This is a genomic window from Leptothrix mechoopdaensis (SeqCode) (genome assembly GCF_053893855.1).
In genome coordinates this window covers 1,422,266-1,443,319 of sequence record NZ_CM132699.1, presented here as the reverse complement: position 1 = coordinate 1,443,319, position 21,054 = coordinate 1,422,266, and the positions used below count along the sequence as shown (strand labels likewise).

The 21,054-nt window shown below is 65.2% G+C and carries 14 protein-coding genes and 1 tRNA gene; 9 read left to right on the top strand and 6 right to left on the bottom strand.

The window, feature by feature from the left end; genetic code table 11:
- Positions 1-77: 77 nt before the first annotated feature.
- From ACWA7K_RS06500 to ACWA7K_RS06475, 6 genes are all read left to right on the top strand, one after another.
- Positions 78-9,749 (top strand): SwmB domain-containing protein, encoded by a 9,672-nt coding sequence (locus ACWA7K_RS06500; protein ID WP_456166806.1) that lies wholly within the window; start codon positions 78-80, stop codon positions 9,747-9,749.
- Positions 9,750-9,757: 8 nt separating this feature from the next.
- Positions 9,758-9,937 (top strand): hypothetical protein, encoded by a 180-nt coding sequence (locus ACWA7K_RS06495; RefSeq protein ID WP_456166804.1) that lies wholly within the window; start codon positions 9,758-9,760, stop codon positions 9,935-9,937.
- A gap of 84 nt (positions 9,938-10,021) precedes the next feature.
- Positions 10,022-11,038: a tripartite tricarboxylate transporter substrate binding protein gene (locus ACWA7K_RS06490; protein WP_456166802.1), complete on the top strand. Its 1,017-nt coding sequence runs from the start codon at positions 10,022-10,024 to the stop codon at positions 11,036-11,038.
- Between the two features lie 250 nt (positions 11,039-11,288).
- Positions 11,289-12,509 carry a tyrosine-type recombinase/integrase gene (locus tag ACWA7K_RS06485; RefSeq protein ID WP_456166800.1) on the top strand — a complete coding sequence of 407 codons (1,221 nt, stop codon included), beginning with the start codon at positions 11,289-11,291 and terminating at the stop codon, positions 12,507-12,509.
- Positions 12,510-12,586: 77 nt separating this feature from the next.
- Positions 12,587-13,285, top strand: coding sequence for a hypothetical protein (locus tag ACWA7K_RS06480; protein WP_456166798.1), 699 nt, complete (start codon positions 12,587-12,589; stop codon positions 13,283-13,285).
- 130 nt (positions 13,286-13,415) lie between these two features.
- Positions 13,416-14,177: a hypothetical protein gene (locus ACWA7K_RS06475; protein ID WP_456166796.1), complete on the top strand. Its 762-nt coding sequence runs from the start codon at positions 13,416-13,418 to the stop codon at positions 14,175-14,177.
- Positions 14,178-14,186: 9 nt separating this feature from the next.
- Here ACWA7K_RS06475 and ACWA7K_RS06470 read toward each other — a convergent pair whose 3' ends face one another.
- The gene (locus tag ACWA7K_RS06470; RefSeq protein WP_456168701.1) at positions 14,187-14,759 is read right to left on the bottom strand and encodes a tyrosine-type recombinase/integrase; all 573 of its coding nucleotides are present in this window, start codon (positions 14,757-14,759) and stop codon (positions 14,187-14,189) included.
- A 446-nt stretch (positions 14,760-15,205) separates the two neighbouring features.
- A complete protein-coding gene (locus ACWA7K_RS06465; RefSeq protein ID WP_456166794.1) occupies positions 15,206-15,739 on the bottom strand; it encodes a hypothetical protein in 534 nt (177 codons plus the stop codon).
- A 114-nt stretch (positions 15,740-15,853) separates the two neighbouring features.
- On the opposite strand from ACWA7K_RS06465, the gene ACWA7K_RS06460 reads away from it, so the two are divergent.
- From ACWA7K_RS06460 to ACWA7K_RS06450, 3 genes are all read left to right on the top strand, one after another.
- A complete protein-coding gene (locus ACWA7K_RS06460; RefSeq protein WP_456166792.1) occupies positions 15,854-16,297 on the top strand; it encodes a DUF6641 family protein in 444 nt (147 codons plus the stop codon).
- A gap of 76 nt (positions 16,298-16,373) precedes the next feature.
- Positions 16,374-16,571, top strand: a complete 198-nt coding sequence (locus tag ACWA7K_RS06455; RefSeq protein ID WP_456166790.1) for a hypothetical protein — start codon at positions 16,374-16,376, stop codon at positions 16,569-16,571.
- Between the two features lie 188 nt (positions 16,572-16,759).
- The gene (locus ACWA7K_RS06450; RefSeq protein WP_456166788.1) at positions 16,760-17,815 is read left to right on the top strand and encodes a DNA cytosine methyltransferase; all 1,056 of its coding nucleotides are present in this window, start codon (positions 16,760-16,762) and stop codon (positions 17,813-17,815) included.
- A gap of 4 nt (positions 17,816-17,819) precedes the next feature.
- Here the strand turns inward: ACWA7K_RS06450 and ACWA7K_RS06445 are convergent, their stop codons facing one another.
- From ACWA7K_RS06445 to ACWA7K_RS06430, 4 genes are all read right to left on the bottom strand, one after another.
- Positions 17,820-18,650 (bottom strand): hypothetical protein, encoded by an 831-nt coding sequence (locus ACWA7K_RS06445; protein WP_456166786.1) that lies wholly within the window; start codon positions 18,648-18,650, stop codon positions 17,820-17,822.
- A 554-nt stretch (positions 18,651-19,204) separates the two neighbouring features.
- The gene (locus ACWA7K_RS06440; protein ID WP_456166784.1) at positions 19,205-19,867 is read right to left on the bottom strand and encodes a hypothetical protein; all 663 of its coding nucleotides are present in this window, start codon (positions 19,865-19,867) and stop codon (positions 19,205-19,207) included.
- 18 nt (positions 19,868-19,885) lie between these two features.
- Positions 19,886-19,973: transfer RNA gene (locus ACWA7K_RS06435), tRNA-Ser, on the bottom strand.
- A 222-nt stretch (positions 19,974-20,195) separates the two neighbouring features.
- Positions 20,196-21,017, bottom strand: a complete 822-nt coding sequence (locus ACWA7K_RS06430) for a symmetrical bis(5'-nucleosyl)-tetraphosphatase (protein ID WP_456166782.1) — start codon at positions 21,015-21,017, stop codon at positions 20,196-20,198.
- Between the last annotated feature and the right edge of the window lie 37 nt (positions 21,018-21,054).

Below are 21,054 nucleotides of genomic sequence, written 5' to 3'. Positions count from 1 at the left end.
GATTCCGGTGATCCCTCGGGCGAAAACGCCCCCCTAGTCTTGCCGGTTCTCCGAACCAGCCAGCACAGGGAATCACCATGTCAGCCAAGAACGACCGCCCGTCCATCGCGACGGAGAAGCTGCAGGCCGGCAAGCGGGCCAAGACCCGCCACGCAGACGACATGAGCGTCGACCTGCCCGACGCCAACCGCGTCGACCTGGACGCCCATGCCGACCCGGCGGTCGTGACGAACGAGGGGGTGTCGGACCCGGGCAGTTCGGAGCCCGGCTTGCTGGCCCTGCTCGACACCGGCGCGGCCGGGGCGCCCTCCTCCGGCGCCGTGGCCAGGGCCGATGCGCCGGTCGCCGACACGGCGGCAGCGTCATCGTCCGGTCTGGGCGGCTACAGCCTGGGCACCCTCGCAGCCGCAGCCGCAGCCGGTGCCGGCCTGCTGCTGGTGGGCGGGCTGGCGGGCGGGGGCAAGACAGGTTCGACCAGTTCCGGCGGCGGCAACACCGGTGGCAACACCGGCGGTGGTACCGATGGCGGCACGACGAACGCCAAGCTCAGCTTCAGCGGCGTGGTCGCGATGGGCTTGTCCTCGGCAGGCCTGCTGATCACCGCCTACGACCGCAACGGCAACGCCATCGACACCGCCCTGACCGATGACCAGGGCCATTTCGCGCTCCACAACATCGCCGCGACGCTGGCGGGCCAGGCGATCACCCTGGTCGCCGTCGATGCCGATCCGACCGACGGCATCGGCTATGTCGACGAGGCCACCGGCGAGTCGCGTGACCTGGTCGGCGAACTGCGCACGACGATGATCGTCGGCACTGCCGTCCAGCAGACCGCCGCGATCACGCCGCTGACGGAGCTGGCGACGCGCCACATCGTCAACGGCGCCAACGGTCACACGGTCGATGCGCAGCAGGCCAGTGTCGTGTCGTCGCTGAACCGCGCGATCGGCCAGCTCTTCGGCGTGTCCGACATCGTCGGCGGCACCCCCAAGGTCGTCACCCGCACCAGCACCACCGCCGACACCGACAGCTACGGCCACGCACTGGCCTTGCTGTCGGGCATGGACGAATCGCAAAGCCGCAACGGTGCCGACAACCCGATGGACGCGACCTTGCGCACGCTGCAGAGCGGCATGACGGTGACGATCCAGGGCGAGGTCGCGGCGCAGTTCAACGGCCTCGACACCGCCGCGCTGGCCCTGCTGTCGCAGGCCGCTGCCGGACTGGCCGACCGCATCGACCCGACGCTGCTCGACGCGATCCGCAACACCGCCTTCAACGCCGCGAAATCGGCCTTCGGCACCGGCGATCCGAACGGGCAGGCCGTCTTCATCTCGGCCAGCCGCACCGCCTTGAGCCGGGGCGCCGACGCCACGCTGAGCTTCCAGTTCGAGACGGCACCGGATGCGACCCAGCTCGCGACCCTGAAGACCGACGTGGCCGCCGCCTTGCGTGGCGCGGTATCGCCGGTCGACGCCGACTGGTCCGGCTCGGGCACCACCTGGCGCCTGGCGCTGAAGGACGATCCGGACCTGAACCTGCCGGTCACGCTCGCCTTGCCGTCCGACCGCTACATGGCCAATGAGCTGCGGATCGCCGTCGACAGCACCGCGCCGCTGGCCAAGGGCTTGCAGGTCATCGGCCTGACCGGCAACCCCGCCGTCAAGACGACCGTGCTGAAGGCCGGCGACACGCTGCGCTGGACGCTGGTGCTCGACGAGCCCGGTGTCGTCCAGGGCGTCCCGGAGCTGTCCTTCATCGCCGGCACGGCGCCCACGCGCAAGGCCCTCTACGTGGCCTCGGCCAGCAGCAGCCAGCACCTCGTGTTCGACTACCAGGTCGGACCGGACGACAACGCCGAACTGGGGTCCGTCAACGTCAACCAGCGCTTGCAGGTCAACGACCTGCGCTTTCCGCCCGATGCGGCCATCACCGACCTCGCCGGCAATCCGTTCACATCGCTGGGCAACCACGTCAATCTGGACACGCTCAACAACATGGCGGCCGACGGCCTGACGTCGCTGCGCCTGGACACCACCGCGCCGACGTTCGACGCCAGCACGCAGGTGCCGCTGTCCGGCGCGACCATCGGCAAGGCACTCGCCGACCACCTGACGCTGCACTTCTCCGAACCCGTCAAGGCCGGCAGCAGCGGCAGCTTCGTGGTCTGGCAGATCGTCGACGGTCGCGCGACCGAAGTCGCCCGCATCGCCGCCACGGCCGTGGCATTCGGGGCCGATGGCCAGAGCGTCACGGTGGCACTGGGCAAGACCCTCGCGCCCGGCCACTACCAGGTCACGATCGATGCCGGCGCGATCACCGACCGGGCCGGCAACGCCCACGCCGGCCTGAGCCGCGACAGCACCGGCGCCTGGACCTTCGACGTCGGCTCGGTCGACCTCGGCATCCATGCGGTGACCCAGGACAACATCCTCAACGCCAGCGAACTGGCGGCCGCCAGCGCGGCCCACAAGCTGGTCGTCAGCGGCACGATCACCGGCGATGCCACGCTGCTGGCCGGCCTGAACGACAACGACCTGCACGTGAGCCTGCGCCCGCTGGCGCAAGCCGCCGGCGCCACGCTGCTGTCGACCGTCACGCACATCGACAAGGCAGCGGGCACCTGGACAGCCGAGCTGGACATCAATGCCGGCGCCACGGCCGACGCTGCGCAGCTGCTGCAGGTCTCGATCGACACGACGAGCGTCAAGAGCAGCGCCGCGCGGGTCTGGACCGTCGACACTGCCGCCCAGATCAGCCTGAGCCCGATCAGCGGCGACGACCGCATCAGCGCGCTTGAGCGCCAGATCATCGACAGCGGCCGCGACCTGGCCATCAGCTACCGCACCGAGGTCGGTGCCAGCGGCTCGCTGGTCTTCTACCCCGACAGCGGCGACACCCGGAAGACCGTCACCAAGACCTTCACGAAGGCCAGTGGCGGCATCGAGACCGTCAAGCTGACGGCGGCGGACCTGCTCACGATGGGCTCGGGGCCCTTCACGGTGCGCGGCACCCTCACCGATGCGGCCGGCAACGTCCTGCACGACTCGCCGCTGCGCAGCTTCGAGCTGGCGCCCAGGGCCGGCGAGGTCTCCGCGACGACGCTGGCCAGCGTCCAGCTCGTCAACGTGCCTACCAGCGGCGGCTACCAGGTCGGCGACCGCATCGAGATCGACGCCACCTTCAGCGCGGCCGTGACGGTCCAGGGCATCGGCCTGCAGGCACAGCTCCTGATGGGCACCGGCAGCGCCGCGCTGGCCCGCAGCGCCAGCCTGGTCGGCACCAGCGACGACCGCCGGGTGCTGCACTTCGCCTATGTCGTGCGAGCCGGCGACACCGATGCCGACGGCATCGCCGTGCCGGCCGATGCCCTGCGCCTGGCCGGCAGCCGCATCGTCGATGCCGCCGGCCTGTCGCCCACGCTGTCCCACCCCGCCGTGGCCGCCCGTGCCGCAGCGTTCGTCGACACCACCGCCAGCCTGCCGGACCTGCAGGTGACGGCGGCCAGCGGCATCCGGGGCGGCATCGTCGCCCTGGCCATCACCGCCGCGCTGACCGACACCGACGGCTCGGAAACGCTGTCGTCGGTGTCCCTGAGCGGCGCGCCCGACGGCTCGGTGCTGCGCAGCGGCACCACCGTCTTCACGGCAACCGGCGGCGTCTTCAGCGTGCCGGCCGACCAGCTTGCCGGCCTGACGCTGACACCGCCCGCGACCTATAGCGGCAGCTTCACGCTCAAGGCCAGCGTGACCGCCACCGAGACCGTCGGCGGCCACAAGGCAGCCAGGAACGCGGATCTGCCGGTGACCGTGACGGCAGGATCCGGCTCCGGCGACACGACGCCGCCGACCGCCTCGACCACCGAGCTGACCGAGACCCTCGACCGCGGCGTGCTGACCAGCGCTTCGGCCGACACGCTGCGGCTGCGCTTCAGCGAGTCGGTCCGCGTCGAAGACATCCGCGCGGCCATCGCCAATGGCACGATCGTGCTCAAGGGCAGCGATGGCAGCACGCACAGCCTGGGCAGTGGCTGGACGCTCGACGCCTACACGCCGAGCCAGATCACGCTGAAGGGCTTCGGGAGCGATCGGGTCAACGGTGCCTTCACGTCGCTGTGGGACAGCTCGCTCAATGGCGGCAAGGGTGGCAACACCCGCGTCCCGACCTTCTCCAGCGACTACGCGCTGGGTCTCAAGTCGGCCTTCAATGTCGACGCCACCAGCACCATCTACACCCACACCGATGCCAGCGGCGGCGTCTGGTACCTGTGGCGGCAGGCGGGGTGGAACAACTACCTGCTGTCCAAGGCCGAATCGTCGCCCGGCGAGTGGTACATCGGCAGCCTGTCGAGCGTGTCCAACCCCAACGCCCGCGAGGTGGTGCTCGGCGTGTCGTCCTGGTTCGCCCGCTCGTCGACCGTGCCGGAAGGCACCGACCCGTGGGCCTCCGCGACACAGCTCGATGAAGCCGTCGCCAGCAGCACCAGCGGTGCCCTGGGCCGCACCTACCTGCTGGGCCTGGGCAGCGGCAACACGGCGGCCAGCGGCGATGTGCTGACGCTTGCCAGCGGTTCGGTCCACGACGCGGCCGGCAACGCCAACCCCGCGCCGATCACCTTCACGCTGCCGGCCGACATCACGCGGCCGACCAGCCCGGGCACGCAGGTCGCCGGCTATGCGGCCGATGGCATCACGCCGAAGTCCGGCCCGCTGGCGATCGGCGACCACGTGCGCGTGACGCTCCACTACGCCGAGCCGGTGCGCGTCAGCACCAACGCCACCCCCGGCGTCGGCATCGTGCTGGCCAACGGCAGCCGCGAGGCCCTGCTGGACCGCAGCAAGAGCTTCACGTCGGCCCAGGCGGCCGATGGCTACACCTACAGCAGCGACCTCGTCTTCGTCTACAAGGTCCAGGCCGGCGACTTCGTCGGCGCCGGCGGCATCACGCTGGCCAGCTTCAACCGCCACAACACCAACACCTTCGACGCCGCCGGCAACCGCTACACGCCGCCGGGCGACCTGCCCGATGCGGTCAACAGCATCGCCATCGCGACCGACAACACCGAGCCGTACGTGTGGGCCAGCTACGCCAGCGGCTCGATCGTGACGCTGACCGCCAGCGAGGACCTGGACGCGAGCCACCCGCCGCCGCTCGCCGCATTCAGCGTCCGGGTCAACGACGTGGCGGTGAACGTCAGCGCCGTCGTCGTCGGCACCGGCAACCTGTCTCGCCACGTGACGCTGACGCTGGCCACACCCGTCACCTCCGGACAGCTGGTGAAGGTGAACTACCAGGATCCGACCAACGGCAGCAACGACCTCCACGCCCTGCAGGATCTGGCCGGCAACGACGTGTCGCCGAACGGCGGCTTCCAGGCGCAGATCACCGCGACATCAGCACCCTCGGTCCGTTTCGTCGCCTACAACGCCGGCGAGCTGGAGGTTGCCGACGGCTTCGGCACCCGCGGCTCGGGCACGGCCTCCGCCGAACCGTCCGAGCTGTGGTTCCACGTCGAATACGACAACGCCGTGCAGGTCAGCGGCACGCCGCAACTGGCGCTGACCCTGACCGATGACCAGGGCGTCCCGCACGCCGTCCAGGCGCGCTACCGCCCGTCCAGCAACGCCAGCACCTGGGGCCAGACCTCGCTGTCCTTCGTCTACACGCTGCAGCCGGGGGACAGGGGGTCCGTCCACCTGGACAGCGCCAGCATCGATCTCAACGGCGGACAGATCAGCGCAGCCGGCAGCGGCGGTGCCAGCACGGCCAACCTCGTCCTGCCGCCCGCCGCCCTGCCCTTCACCCAGCAGACCTGGGTCTATGGCGGCAGCACCAGCGCCGTCGGCAGCGCCGCCAACGACCTGCTCGCGCCCTGGATCCACGACCCCACCGCGACCCCGCTGACGCTGGCCAACCTGGCCGTCCAGGGCGGCGACGGCAACCGCGACACCTTGCTCCTGTCGATCGCGCTGCCCGCCAGCGTCGACACCCAGGCCGCAGCGGCCGGCTGGCACCTGGCCTACACGCTCGCGGCCGACAACAGCACGCGACAGGTCCAGCTGCTGGATGCCGCCAACCAGCTGCAGCGCACCTACACCGTGCCCACCGACGCCGCCTGGCCTGGTGGCATCGAGCAACTGGCCTATCACCTGCTGTACCGCGACACGCGCGGCCAGTGGCAGTTCACCGGCAACGGCGACCCGCTGCTGCTGGCGCGCGGCGTGACCGAGTCGGTCGATGCCGCTGGTCAGGACGTCTTCGTCCAGGGCTCGCTCGGCGCCGACACCATCGACCTGAGCAGCCACGCGACCGGTCAGCGCATCCTCGTGCGGGCCGGCCCGGGCCGCGACACCATCACCGGCCACGCCGGCGTCGACATCGTCGCCGGCCAAGGGGGCGCGAACACGATCAACACCGGCGCCGGCGACGACGTCGTCATCGTCGGACGGGGTCAGGACACCATCGATGGCGGCACCGGCACCGACACGCTGCGCCTGACCCTGCCGGGCTCGGACAGCCGCATCGTCGACATCGGCGCCTCGTTCGTCATCCGCAGCACCTTGTCCGGCAACGGTTCGGGCAGCAGTTCCAGCAGCTCGGACACCACGACCTGGGTCGACCGCTACCGCCTCGATCCGGCGACGACCGGCGGCCACGACGGCCGCTGGCAGGTGACCGACCTGGCGCTGAACCAGGTCGTCGCGCTGGTCAGCAACGTCGAGCAGATCCAGCTGCGCCACGAGGACAACACCAGCCGCCGCATCAACCTGCAGGTGGTCGTCGGCAGCGACGGCAGCGACACCCTCACCGCCGGCGAGCTGACCTTGTCGGGCCAGGGCGATGACCAGATCACCGTCAACGCCGGCACGCTGCGCCTGAGCGACTGGCAGACGCCGCTGCAGATCGACGGCGGCGCCGGCACGGACCGGCTGGTGCTGGGCAGCAACGTCAGCGGTGCCTCCGGTCGGCTCGACGGGCTGTTGCAGAACACCACCGCGATGGCGATCAACCCGTCGCGCGGCGTGCGCCGCATCGAGGGCATCGACCTCACGGGCGGTGGCCAGAACACGCTGCTGCTGGACGTGGCGCAGATCCTGGCCCTGCACGACAGCGGCGACGACAGCGGCAAGAACCTCTGGGTCTCCGCCACGGCCGGCAGTCCGGCCGTCACCAACTTCGCGGTCGCGGGCAACAGCGGCAGCACGCTGAAGCTGACCGACAGCGGCTGGACGAACGAGGGCGCGCAGGCCACCCTGGGCGGCAAGGTGGTCTATGCCAACAAGGCCGCGAACACCGTGCTGGTCGTGGATCCCGCCGTCATGGTGACCTTGCCGACGGGCGCCTTCAGCTATGGCATCTCGTCGCAGACCCTCAACGGGCAGGTGACCGAAGGCACCGGCAACAGCGGCACGACCGTCACCTTCACGGTCAGCCGCTCGGGCGACACCGGCCTGTCCAGCAGCGTCTACTGGACCACGATGACGGCTGGCGGCCTCGGCGCCAGCGACTTCGTCGGCGACGTGCTGCCCACCGGCACCGTGTCGTTCGCGGCCGGCGAGACCAGCAAGACGCTGACCGTCCAGATCAAGGCCGACAGCCTGCCCGAGTCCGGCGAGAGCTTCGGCATCGCGCTGCAGACCGCCGATGCGGTGAAGCCCAACACCTGGGTCAGCGTGATGGACGACGACAGCGGCGGCGGTGGATCGGGGGTTGCGCCGAGCGCGGCACCGACCGTCTCGGCCATCACCCTGCAGGCGTCGACGGCCGTGTTCCCGGGCAAGCAACTCGCGCTGGACCTGACCTTCGACCAGCAGGTCGTCATCTCCGGCGTGCCGACGCTGAACCTGATCGCGCAGGACGCCAATGGCGGCACCCATCCGCTGGTCGCCCGTTACGACCGGCAAGGCCTGTCGACCGGCCAGAGCCAGTCGGTCGCGCGTTTCGTGTTCAGCTACACCGAGACCGATGTCATCGGCCTGGGCGGCCAGCTGCGACTGGCGACCGACCCGCTGCGACTGCCCACCGACAGCAGCGCCAGCATCGTCGGCGCCAGCCACCCGATCGTCGCCAGCCTGGGTCTTGGCAACGCCATTCCCGCTGCGCTGAGCAGCGTGTGGATGTATGCGCAGGCACCCGTTGCCGGGACCACCGGGACGTCACACAACGACGTGCTGGAGCCGTGGAAGCTCGACCCGTCTGCGGCGCCCAAGACCTTGACCGCGCTGCAGGCCGTTGCCCTCGACGGTGGCGCCGGCCTGCGCGACGGCCTGGTGCTGCCGATCGTGCTCGACGGCGTGACCGACGCGGCCACCGCGTCCGGCCACTGGCTGGACTTCGACCCCGCCAACCTCAAGCTGCACGTGCTCAACGCCAGCGGCGTCCTCGTCAAGGACATCGACGTGCCAAACCCGGTGGCCGGCAACACGGCCTGGCCCCTGAACATCGAGGCGCTGGCCTACCAGCTGACCTACCGCGATGCCACCGCGAACCAATGGCTGCAGGTCGAAGGCGACCGCGCGATGCAGGTGCTCTGGCGCAGCCACACCGTGCTGACCGACCCGGTCACCGGTGACCAGTCGTGGTCCGGTGCGATGACCGGCGACCAGCGCGACGCCTCGGCCGTTCCGGCCAGCGCGGTCGTCACCTTCGACAGCAGCCCCGGCGGCGACACCCTCATCGGCCACGCCGGCCGGGACATCGTCATGCCGCAGCAAGGCACCGCCCACATCAGCACCGGGGCGGGCGATGACGTGGTTCACCTGGCCGGCGGTCCGCAACACGGCAGCGTCGTCCAGATGGGCAGCGGCGATCACGACACGCTGCTGCTGCGGATGGACGGCGACATGACCAACTATCCGGTCCTGGAAGCGGACGGCAGCGTCACGCTGAAGTCGGCCCACGGCAGCTGGGTCAATGGCTCCTTCGCGCCGGACGCGGCCGGCCTGGTCGCGCAGTTCAACCTGAAGGCGGTCGACACCACCAGCGACGTTCAACTGGAGATCCGCCACGGCAACGGCAGCCACGGCGACGCGGCCACGACCGTCGCGGGCGTCGAACGGATCGGCCTCGTGCATGGCGGCACGCCAGGGGACCTGTTCGAGATCGCGCTGGGCAGCGACCTGTCCGAGGACATGACCTTGCCGGGCCACGCCAGAGGCGTCCTGGCGGGCGGTGGCGGTGACGACACGCTGCACATCCAGGCCGGCGGCACGATCGCGCTGGGCGGCGCCGGTCATGACAGGCTGGAGCTGTCGACGTCCTCGTTCGGCAACGGCTGGCTGATCCTCGACGGCGGCAAGGGCCGTGACCTGCTGGCCCTGGGCAGCGACGTGCAAGGCCACACCTCGACGCTGGACAAGGCGCCCGGCGCACCGAGCGTCGCCCGCAGCATCGAGGGCTACGACCTCACCGGCGGCGGCAACAACACGCTGGAGCTGGGCGGCGCGGGCATCCTGTCCCTGCATGACGACACCGATGGCTGGAACGTCTGGTCGCCCCTGAAGGACAACGCCGGCACGTCCGACGCGGACCGGCTGCAGTTCCTGGTCGTGGGCGACAACGGCGACACGCTGCGCCTGTTGACGGGCAGCGCCGGCAGCTGGACCGAGGCCGCGCCGATCATGGACCCGACCTACGGGGAGTTGCGGGTCTGGAACGGCGCCGACACGAACGGTCAGCTCTACCAGGTGCTGGTCGCCGCCAGTGTCACCACGTCGCTGCAACCGGCCACGCCTCCTGCAGTCCTGTGAATCGCCAGATGCGCACGGTGATCGCCGCTCAGGTCTTCGTGATCGTGATGAGCACGCTGATCCTGGGCCAGTGCACGGAACTCGAACCGCGGCCACGCTGCGCCGACGACCGTGCCCGCAAGACGTGGCCCTGCCCTCCCGGCCAGGAGAGCAAGACCGGCCGGTGCGCCTGCACGACCCCGGGATGACCGGCTGACCTGACGTCTCGACGCCACGAAGTTGTCAGCTGCAGCCGTCAAACTGCGCGGTTTCGGATTCGATCCCGCCGCGCCATGACGACTGACCTGCCCTCTTCGCCCGCCCGCCGCCAGATCCTCAGCCGCGCGGCGGCCAGCTCGCTGGTCGCCTCCCTGCCCTGGGGCGTCAAGGCCCAGACGGCTCCGGCGGCCAGTGCCGCCGACAGCCGCCCGCTGCAGCTGGTGGTGCCGGTGCCGCCGGGCGGGTCGGTGGACCTGACGGCGCGCCTGCTGGCCGAGCAGTTGCCGGCACAGCTGGGCCAGTCGGTGGTGGTCGAGAACCGCGCCGGCGCGTCCGGCTCGATCGCCGCCGCCAGTGTCGCCCGGGCGGCGGGTGATCCGAACACGCTGATGCTGGTGTTCGACTCGCACGCGACCAACCCGCTGGTCTACCCGCAGCTGAGCTACGACACCCAGCGCGACTTCACCCCGATCGCGCAGCTGCTGAGCTTTCCGCTGGTCTACGCGGTGCCGGCGAACCTGCCGGTCAGCTCGATGGCCGAGTTCATCGCGCTGGCGCGACGCCAGCCCGGCCGGCTGAACTACTCGACCGCCGGCCTGGGCACCCTCAACCACCTGGCCGTCGAGCTGTTCAAGCAGCGCACCGGCACGCACCTGGTCCACATCCCCTACCGCGGCGGCGTCCCGGCGCTGCAGGCGGTCATGAACGGCGACGTCCAGCTGTTCGCCGGCAGCTGGGTGGCGATCGGCCCGCACGTGAAGTCGGGCCGCGTCAAGGTGCTGGGCGTCAGCTCGGCGAAGCGCTACAGCGTCACGCCCGACCTGCCGACGCTGCAGGAAGGCGGCGTGCGCGACTACGACGTCAGCACCTGGATCGGCGCCCTCGCCCCCGCCGGCATCAGCGCGGCGCGCCAGCAGCAGCTGCACGAGGCCGTCCTGAAGGCCCTGGGCCAGCCGCAGGTGCGCCAGACGCTCGCGCAGCAAGGCCTCGAATGGATCGGCAGCACCCCGTCCGATTTCGGCCAGATGATCCAGCGCGAACAGCAGCGCTGGAAGAAGCTGGTGATCGAGCAGTCGCTCAGCTTCGGCTGAGGTCGGGCGCGCAGAGGACACATGAAAAGGGCCCCTTGATCGGGGCCCTTGGCTTGTCTGGCTTGTTTGCCTCTTCTGACCCATCCTGGCGGAAGCTCAGGGATTCGAACCCTGGAACCCTTGCGGGTTGCCGGTTTTCAAGAGCAATGCTTCAAGAAATCACGTTCAAAATCAATAAGATAGCGACGTAGATCGCGACTTTGCAAAAACTTTGCAAAAATGCAGCTCTTGCCCCACCGGCCGAGACACGATGAGTACGCTGATCGACAGACACGAGGTAGACGATGGCCTGCACATCTACCTCCAAGCGAACAGCCGGGTCTGGATCGCGCGTTTCAAGGTAGGCGGCCGCTGGCTGTCGCGCACAACGAAGCAGCGAGACCGGGCGAAGGCCATCACTGCCGCTGTCAGAGTCCGCGCTGAGTGCGAGATCAAGCACGAGCACGGCATCGCGATCCAGACCAAGGCGTTCCGGGACGTTGCAAAGCTGGCGATCGAGCGAATGAAGCAGCTACCCAGTAACGTGCGCGGCGCTGGCTCAGTCAAGGACCACGAGTGGGCGCTACTGAAGTACCACATCCCGTTCTTCGATCGGACGTACATCACCAGCATCGATCGCCAGAAGCTGGCTGAGTTCGATGCATGGCGCATCGAGCAACTTGGACGCACGCCTGCACAGTCGACGCTGAAGACCCACAACGTTGCGCTACACAAGGTCTTCGACGAGGCCGTGCTGAGGAAGTGGATGACACCGGGACAGGTGCCCGTGCTGTCGTCTTCAGGCGGGGTCGCGGCAACGCGTCGCGACTACTTCACGGCTGAAGAGATCGAGAAGATCCGCAATGCGTTCCCTGAGTGGATCGACGAGGGACGGACAAGTCAGACGCGCTCTATCCGCGAACTGCTGTACTACTACTTCAACGTGGCAGTGCTGACCGGCTTGAGGCCAGGCACTGAGATGGACAACTTGAGGTGGAACGACATTGCGATCAAAGAGGATCACGTGGTGATCACGGTGCGGAAGGGCAAGACGACGCTCTACACAGGCAGTCGACATGTCGTCGGCAACAGCACGGTTCACGAGATGATCCTAGACATGCACGGCAAGTCGACCGAGTGGATCGGAAATGAGGACAACGTGCCTGACGACTGGAACCCACTGGTGTTTCGACTGTCAGATGGCAGCACCTGCGACACGCTAGGTCGGAACTTCACCACCCTGCTCCGTCGCCTGAAGCTCGACAGCGGATCGGGGGGCAAGCGCACTCTGTACTCACTGCGTCACACCTACATCACGCACATGCTGCTCGACAGAACCCCGGCGTCGCTGATCGCGAAGCAATGCGGCACGAGCACGGCAATGATCGAGGCTCACTACAGCCACATCACGCCGCTCATGTACACCAAGGAGCTGTCGGGCAACGAGGGCGCTGCGATGGCTAGCCTGATCACGAAGTACGCCGACATTTGAGGTCCGGCTTGATCGGTTGAACAGCACCCCGAACACACGGCTCTTTTTCGTGCATCACACGCACGAATCGCCTACGCTTGGTCGAAGACACCTCGATAGACCGTGTGGACCCGCAGCGACGCAAAGAACGACTGAACGAACTGATCGCCAAGCTTAGAGCGGGCGAGGACGTCGCGCAGCGTGACCTCAAGAACGTCCTACTTGACGCCGAACATCGTGCTCTGACGGACGCATGGGAAGACCAGAAGAAGCTGCGCGACTCGCTTGTCAGCAAACCTGCTGCGGTACTGACGTATGAGGCGCGACTCAAGAAAGCTCTCTTCGAGTACGGAAAGGCCGAGCACTACAGCGAGTCGGCAGACACTCTCCCGTCATCACCACATGATGGCTTGAAGGCCCATCAACGTGGCTACCGCAAGTGCGAGACGTTGCTAGAGGGATTGATTGAGTACCTTGAGGAGCAACTGGCAGCGGACCCAGGCCTACAGGTGTGGTTCGACCGCCCGCTTGTGTTCGGATGGGATGGTGACATCACGCCGTCGCCATCAGACATGCCGCGCGTAGTGACATCACGAAGCCGTGAACGACTTGGGGACGGCAGGTTGACCGGCATGCTCTCGAAGCGAGAGGTCAAGCTCCAGGCACTAGTTGCAGCACTGCACAACATCGCAGAACGCGAGGCGATCGAAGCTCGGATCACTCAAGAACTTGCTAACGAAGCTGAGCAGCAACTGACTACACGTATCGCCAGCCTTCGAGCACCGCGAAGACGATAGCGCGAATAGTCGCGCCTTTTTTATGCTGCCCATGCACGTTTTATTGACGTGTATAGGCAGGTCGCAAACGTCAACTCGACCAACCCAACCGTTGCCCAACCGGCACTAGGTCAATCACGCGGAGTACACGATGGCAAGCAACGTGCAGCCGAAGCCCAAGAAGTCAATGTTCGAACAAGCACTCAAGATCTACCGAGAGCACCTACAGCAGGCGCAAGACGGCACACACGACCGCACGATGACTTGGCGCCAGGCAGTCCTATCGGACATCAAGAGTCAGCTACACGCGTCAGACACGAACCAACACAACCTCTATCTGAAGTGTCAGCACGAGGTAGGCCTGAAGGCCAACAAGAAGTTCGAAGTAGTCCGTCTTGATGGCACTCAGACTTCGGCGAAAGCAGCCAACACGAAGACGAACACCAAGAACCAAGGTAGTAGTCGACCGGCAGGGGTTGCCAGCACACCGACCGAACCCATCGTAGTAGCTCAGCTAGAGACGCAACACTCGAACCAAGCCAAGCCTGTTCACCAGCCCATAGCAGCGCCAACGTCGAATGGAACATCGACATCCCAACCTCTCGCGGCAACTGTAGCTGCCGCGTTGACGCCGGCGTCAACGCCGGCTCAGACAACAGGATCGAGTGCAAAGAAGGCTGCGATGGCAGTGCACAAGGATCTCATCGCGTACTGCGACTTTGAGATCGGAGAAGCGTTCAAGACGCTAGAAGAGTTGATGGACAACGTTGACCAACTCGGGGACGCATCGACGCTGAAGAAGTTCACGCGCCAAATGCGTGCCGCATGCAAGCGCATTGACTTGCAGCTGACAACCAAAGCTGTGATGGACAAGACCCAGGCTAAGAAGATCTTGCCTGGCCTTGCAGACTAGCCGACTCACTCAGAGTGCGAGTTCCACAGCCCTTCGCTTCATGTCGTCGCTGGCGTCGATGTAGACCATCGTGGTCGATGGGTTCCGGTGTCCGGCAAGCGCAGCGAGGACCCGCACACCAACGCCCTTCGATGCCAGGTTCGTGATGAACGTGCGACGGCCACTGTGGCTGCTCGCCCCGTCAATGCCTGCACGCTTGTAGAGCCAGTGGAAGTACTGACACAAGGTGTTTGCAGTGAAGCCATCGCGCTTCTGCGTACCGAACAACGGCAACGTGTCCTTGTCGTGACGCTTTAGCGTCTTCACGTACGTCGCAAGCTCCTTGCGCAGCTTGTCGCTGACGAAGACCGTGCGCGCGTGACCTCCCTTGGTCTGCTCGGCCGACAGGCGGAACTCAGCCCTGACACTGCCATCACTGGCGATCACGTCTGAGTACATGAGGGCAGCGACTTCGCTGACCCGCAGTCCTGCGCAGTACGTGAGCATGACCATCGCCCGATTGCGCGCAGCATGCTTGTTGATCGCGATGTAGTCGAGCACGCGCTTCAGCTCTCGCTCGCTCAGTGTCCTTGCTTGCCCCATCTGTTCCTCCGTCATAGACCAAAGACTTGCATGTGGGGAAGTGTGCTGTCTTTGGTCTCATCGGGCGACCGGATGCTGGCATGTCGCAGTTCTCCTTGCAGATCAACGACATGCGTGCAGAACCACATCTAATGCGGATTAGCTTTGGTTCTTGCTGATCCCGCTCACCCCCCCGTTCGCTGGCGCTGAACGACGCACGCTGATTGCAGCCCCTGCAAGCGCTTGGACGCCCGTCCCGCTATCAGCGCATGTCTAGCGTCATGATCGCGTGCTGTAGGCCCCCTACAGCGTGTGCAAGCCAGTGTCCCTATGCCCTGCACTTCGTGTTCAAGGTGACTTGCCTGCACAGTGTCAGTCAATGCTGACCAACGAGTCATGATCTTGAAGTCATGCCTTCGGCACTACGGGCAGAGCGTGCCCGTCGTTGCAACCCACTGGTGCTAGCTTCAGCCTGCGGCCAGTGCGTCGTGTGGGATCTGAGTGTTCTCGAAGTCCCAAACGTCGTGGTTGCGATGTAGCTCAGCCTCTTTCAAGCTGTAGCCGATCCATCCCTTCACCCGTTCCAAGCGACCAACTACGTTCTCGATGTAGATGTCGTCGCGCTGCCCTGCTAGTCCGACCCAACACGCACGCATTGCGTTGCGCAGATCGTCGTCAGTCATCTCACTTGGCAGGTTGCCCATCGAGAAGTTGTAGTGCAGCGTCAAGTTCGGATCCGATGTGACAAGCGACCCCTCAAGCGTCGCCAAGATCAACGGCTGATAGAGCTTTGGCTTTCGTTGCGCACGCTTTCCGTAGAGCACCTTGTTGAAGCAACTCCTGAAGTGCCGGCAGTCGTTCTTGGCTAGCTCAACGATGCGCGCCATGCCCGCTTCACATCGATCGTAGGTCGTGTACCGAGTGTGAGCGACTGCCACATGCGTGACGTTTGCTGCGTGTTGATCGAAGAAGTCTCGGGTTGCCTTGTAGGTGTTGCTCATACAGCTACTTATCGCATCGACCAACAAGACGTGGCGATTCACGGCAAGAACAGGTCGACCTTGAGCACTGGTCGACAGCACACTTGTCCTACACGCTCAACACAGGAGATGAAGATGAGTGCACTGTCGAAGCTGAAGCTGGTCGCGGCTCACGCGGAGAAGCGATCGCCAGCCGGTCTGCGTCGCGCGAAGCTGACTGGGAAAATCCTCGACCAAATCGCTGCAGCCAAAGCAGAGTCTGAAGGCAGCACCTACGCTGCAAAGCGGATGAAGTTCGTGCAGGACAGCGAAACGGGCGAGCGAAAGCAGGTTGAGACCGCTACGCGCGTCAAGCAATGGTGGTGGAAGTCAGCGACCGGGAAGGTGATGCTCGCAGTTCGCTACGGTGCCAAGCCGATCGAACTTGCGAAGGGCAAGAACGCGATCGAGCTGAGCAGCATGGCCGAACTGATTGAAGCCCTTGAGGCAGTCAAGGAGGCCGTGACGGCGGGGGAACTGGATGCGCAGATCGAACAAGCAAGTGGCTCACTGCGCGCGGGCTTCGCGAAGAAGAAGTGATCGGCTGTGCGGCACGACTTGGGCAACTTGTCCCAAGTCGAGGCTACGTGCTGCAGTCAACTGGAGAGGTCGAGACTTGATCAAGCCAGACGCAAGGCGCTATGTCCTGAAGGCCAGTGATGGCCGCTATCTGACCTACGACACACGCCACGGGGCTTCGCTGACCCGTCAACTAGCCCTGGCCTACACGTGGGGCACCGCAGGCGATGCAGAGCAGGTTCGGGCGGGCCTGCAAGCCATGCTTGGCACGCCGCTCACGGTTCATCCGAGCTAGACGCAATCAAGGTCTTGAGCCCAGACACCGACAAACGACGAAAAAACATGCACAACGTGCACGAAAATCGTACGACTATGCTCGACGACCACTCAGGCGCATGTTGGCCAAACACGACAGGCAGCCCGTGGCCAAAGCCGACCAAGGCCGGTAGCATGGCGGGTTCGAGCTAACACAACGACAACACGATGGCAACTCGCATCATCTCCCTCTTCTCCGGGGCGGGCGGCATGGACTTCGGAGCACATGCAGCCGGCTTCGAGACCGTGCTCGCGCTGGACAACTTCAAGGCATCCACGGAGACCTTCGCCCGGCACTTCCCGGACACAGACGTTCGAACCACAGGCATCTTCGAGTTCAATGCGTCAGCGAAGAACCCGTACCCCAAAGCAGACGTCGTCACCGGCGGCTACCCGTGCCAGCCCTTCTCCATGGGCGGCGTTCGCGATCCGTCACAGGATGATCGCTCGAACCTGTTCCTAGGCTTCGCTGATGCAGTCAACAAGATCAAGCCCAAGGTCTTCATCGCGGAGAACGTGTCCGGGCTGGCAAAGCTGCACAACGGCGAGTGGTTCAGGAAGCAGATCGAGGTCTACGAGAACGACCTGTCGGTGAAGTACCACGTTCATCACATGCTGCTGAACGCTGCCGACTACGGCGTTCCGCAGTTCCGCAAGCGAGTCATCATCGTCGGCGTGCGGCACGACGTGAGCGACACGTTTGAGTTCCCGTCACCTACCCACACCAAGCCGAAGCTCGCCAAGAAGCTCGGCCTCTTGCCCCACGCCTCACACGGCGAAGCGATCAAGCACCTCCCGCCTTACCCGGTGGGCGAGTACTACGAGCGACCGCACGATCCCGAAGGGAACTTCGCGTGGTACTTCATGTCGCGCAATCGACGTCATCGCTGGGACAGCCCTGCGTTCACTGTCGTCGCGAACTTCAGGCACATCACGCTGCATCCGGCATCACCAGCGATGGAACTTGAGTGGAGTGACCTAGCGAACGGCTGGAAGCAGAAGTGGCGCTTCACCGATGTCTACGATCACGTCGAGTTCGCACCTGACTTCCCAAAGATCGACCCGCCACGCAGACTGTCATGGCGCGAGGCAGCAGCCATCCAGACCTTCCCGTCGCACTTCGATCCAGCGGGTGATCTTGAAGAGAAGTTCGAGCAGATCGGCAACGCTGTGCCACCTCTGCTGATGCAACACATCATGAGCAAGGTCAAGGAACTGCTGTAGCTGTCTAGCTGTGGCCGAACATGCGGACAGACTTCTGATGCAACGACTCCTGGGCCGGCACCAGCAGCTGAAAGAGACCTGATCCGTACGTGCGGTCACTGATAAGCGGGTAGTACTTGAACTGGCTACCCGAGAGCGCGTACCACTCATAGACCACACCGTCCTTGCTGTCGAAGCCAACAAGCGCCTTGCTCCTGAACTCCCATCTATCAGGCTCAGGCAAGACAATGGGGAACGACGACACCAAGTAGTCTCGCTGGTGTTGCTTGTCCATCGGCGAGTACATGACCGACAGGAAGACGCTTGCGTTCGCGTCGACCTTGCGGACTGCGGCGTGCTTGCGCTGCTTCTCCACCTTGGCCTCCGCTGCCTTGCGCTCGTCAGCCTGGCGCTGAAGGATGGCCTCACCGAACTTGGCCGCGTGCCTGTGTGCCCTGAAGTCGTCTTCTGTCAGTCCCCACTCATGGCACAAGCTCCAGTCTTTGGCAGCAGCGTTCGCGACTTCAAGGTACGCACGGAGCTTCTTCCTCTTGCTTGCGTCCTTGTAGTCGAGCAGCGTTGCAGACTCCTTCGACTTGACTGAAGCCGCACTGACTACGACGCCCCCACCCTTGTTGATCTCGACGGTGAAGTCGTAGTAGGACTTGCTTTCCGGCGGCTTCACACCGAACAGTTCGGCGAAGCAGCGCTCGATCTGTCGGGAGTCAGCTCTGGTCGTCTTGTCAGGATCGGCCTCCCTGATGTTGCCGCTGCCATCACGGAACGTGCTCAGGTACTTGACCAGGGCGCGCAGCTGATCGTCTGTTGGGTTCGCGCTGAGGAACGGTTGGGACACGGCTCGCCTCTCTGACTGTTGTTGGCAGAGGATACGTCGGTCGAGGCTCAACCCGTGTGCATGCAACAGGGCACGCCAGACACCCCGTGCAGTCGGTCAACAATGCCGCAAACAGCGCTAGCTCAGCCAGTCATAAATATGCGACGACTAGCGGAGAGAGAGGATGCGACTTGAAGAGATCAGCGGGAGCACACCAGGCGACCAGAGGGTCAGGCGCTTGCAAGACAGCGCAGCAGCAGCGAAGGAGCGAGCGAGGCTAATGAAGGCTCAAGCTGACGCCAGCGCAGCGCAGCTGGAACGCCAGAAGGCGAGGCGCGATGGCAGCCGACAGCGTATGGCAGGAACGATCAAGCCGATCAAGCCTCACCGCTGACCTCGAGACAGCCACACGCACACAGCCCGCCTCTCGACTCGTCCACGAAATGGATGATTTTCGGGGACGAACGCGAGGCAAGTGACTGGCGGAGAAGGTGAAAAGTCAACCTACGACACCTTGAACACCAATTACATTCATGACTTTAGTGTGAACGCCGTCGTCACATCGAATAGGCGCTCTATTGCCCGAAGATGTCAGCGTACCTCGCGTGGGTCATGAGTGGGTCGTCATGCAGCACTTCAACGCTCGGATCGCTTGCAACGAAACCGACCAAGTAGCCGAAGGCCGGCTCCATTGCCAAGTCGCCAGGAGCTTGCACGCCGGGTGCAATGACTATGGCAGCACTTGTGTGAATGAAGCCACTGTGCACGAAGCAAGCAGCGACAAGTTCTGAGCAGAAGAAGGGACCAAAGTCAGTTGCAGGTTCCGGCTTGCCTTCGTCAAAGTACTCAGTTAGCGCATCCATCGTGCCGACATCATGAGCACGCTTGTTGGAGGAGTAGCGGAGCGCTTCGCGATAGTTGTAGCCAACACCCATGGCCTGAAGCGCCGCCGCGTAGTCGATCAGGCTCTCTAGTCGAGATTCATTCCAAGCATCAGGATGACGAAGGACGGCAACATACAGTGCCTCCCCAACCACTTCTGCAAGCGGACGGGACTCCACTCCATGACCTGGCCTCGCATCAAGAGCCAGTGAACTCGTTAGAACGATAGCCGCGTGTGTGTAGGGGCTTCCGGTGACGGCCTCAATGCCCGCACGTACCACTTTGCGTGGGCTCGCAGTGATTGCATAGCGACACAGAAGCACATCACCAGGCAACAAGTCTTGTAGTGTGAGCATGCCGTCGCTGGAGGTCGTTGGCGGAGAAGGTGGGATTCGAACCCACGGACGGTTGCCCGTCGCTGGTTTTCAAGACCAGTGCAATAGACCACTCTGCCACTTCTCCAACAGATCGCCGGTAGTGTATCGGTCCAACCAAGTAACCCAGCAAGCCGCGAACTTTGCAAATCTTTGCAAGCGAAAAACACGCAAAGCAGCTGAAAAAACTCAATGAAATCAACCTATTACAGCGCTAGCGCTGTAGATGCAGCGCATTTCAAGACCGGTGCAATCGACCACTCTGCCAAGCTTCCTGAGGGCGCGGATTGTGGCATGGGCACTGGCGTGATCAGCCCGGCGCCTGGGCCTGTTCGCAGGCGACGCTGACGAGTTCGCGGCGGCCGCCGTCGACGCGGGCGGCGGTCATGCGGCCGCCCCAGACGCAGCCGGTGTCGAGGGCGAGCAGGTCGGGTCGGTCGAGCTGGCCGAGCGTCGACCAGTGGCCGAAGGCGATCGGCGTGCCGGCGGTGCGGCGGCCGGGGACGTCGAACCAGGGCATCAGGCCGGGCGGTGCGGTGTTCGCGCCTTCCTTGAGCTTGAAGTCCATCGCGCCATCGGCGCTGCAGAAGCGCACCCGTGTCAGGCTGTTGATGACGACGCGCCAGCGCGCCACGCCTTGCAGCGTGTCGTCCCACAGCACGGGTTCATTGCCGTGCATGAGCGGCAGGAACTCGGCCAGGTCCGGTCCGCGCAGCAGCTGCTCGACCTCGGCGGCCAGTGCCAGCGTCTGCTGGGCATCCCATTGCGGCACGACGCCGGCATGCACCATCAGCCAGCCATGCGCCTGCACGGCCAGGCGCTGGTGGCGCAGCCATTCGATCCAGTGACGGCGGCGCGGGCTGGCGAGGATGTCGTCGAGCGTGTCGCTGCGGTGCAGGCGCCGCACGCCCTGGTCGACCGCCAGCAGGTTGAGATCGTGGTTGCCGAGCAGGCAGGTGGCCGAGGCACCGAAGCTGGCCAGGCGTTCGAGCGTGCGCAGCGATTCGGGCCCGCGGTTGACGAGATCGCCCAGCACGTAGAGCTGGTCGCGGGAGGGGGAAAAACCGATGTCCGCGAGCAGCCTGTCGAAGGCGTCGCAGCAGCCCTGGAGGTCGCCGACGAGGTGGATCATGGGGGTGATTCTGCTACGCTCCCACGCTCCCTCGACT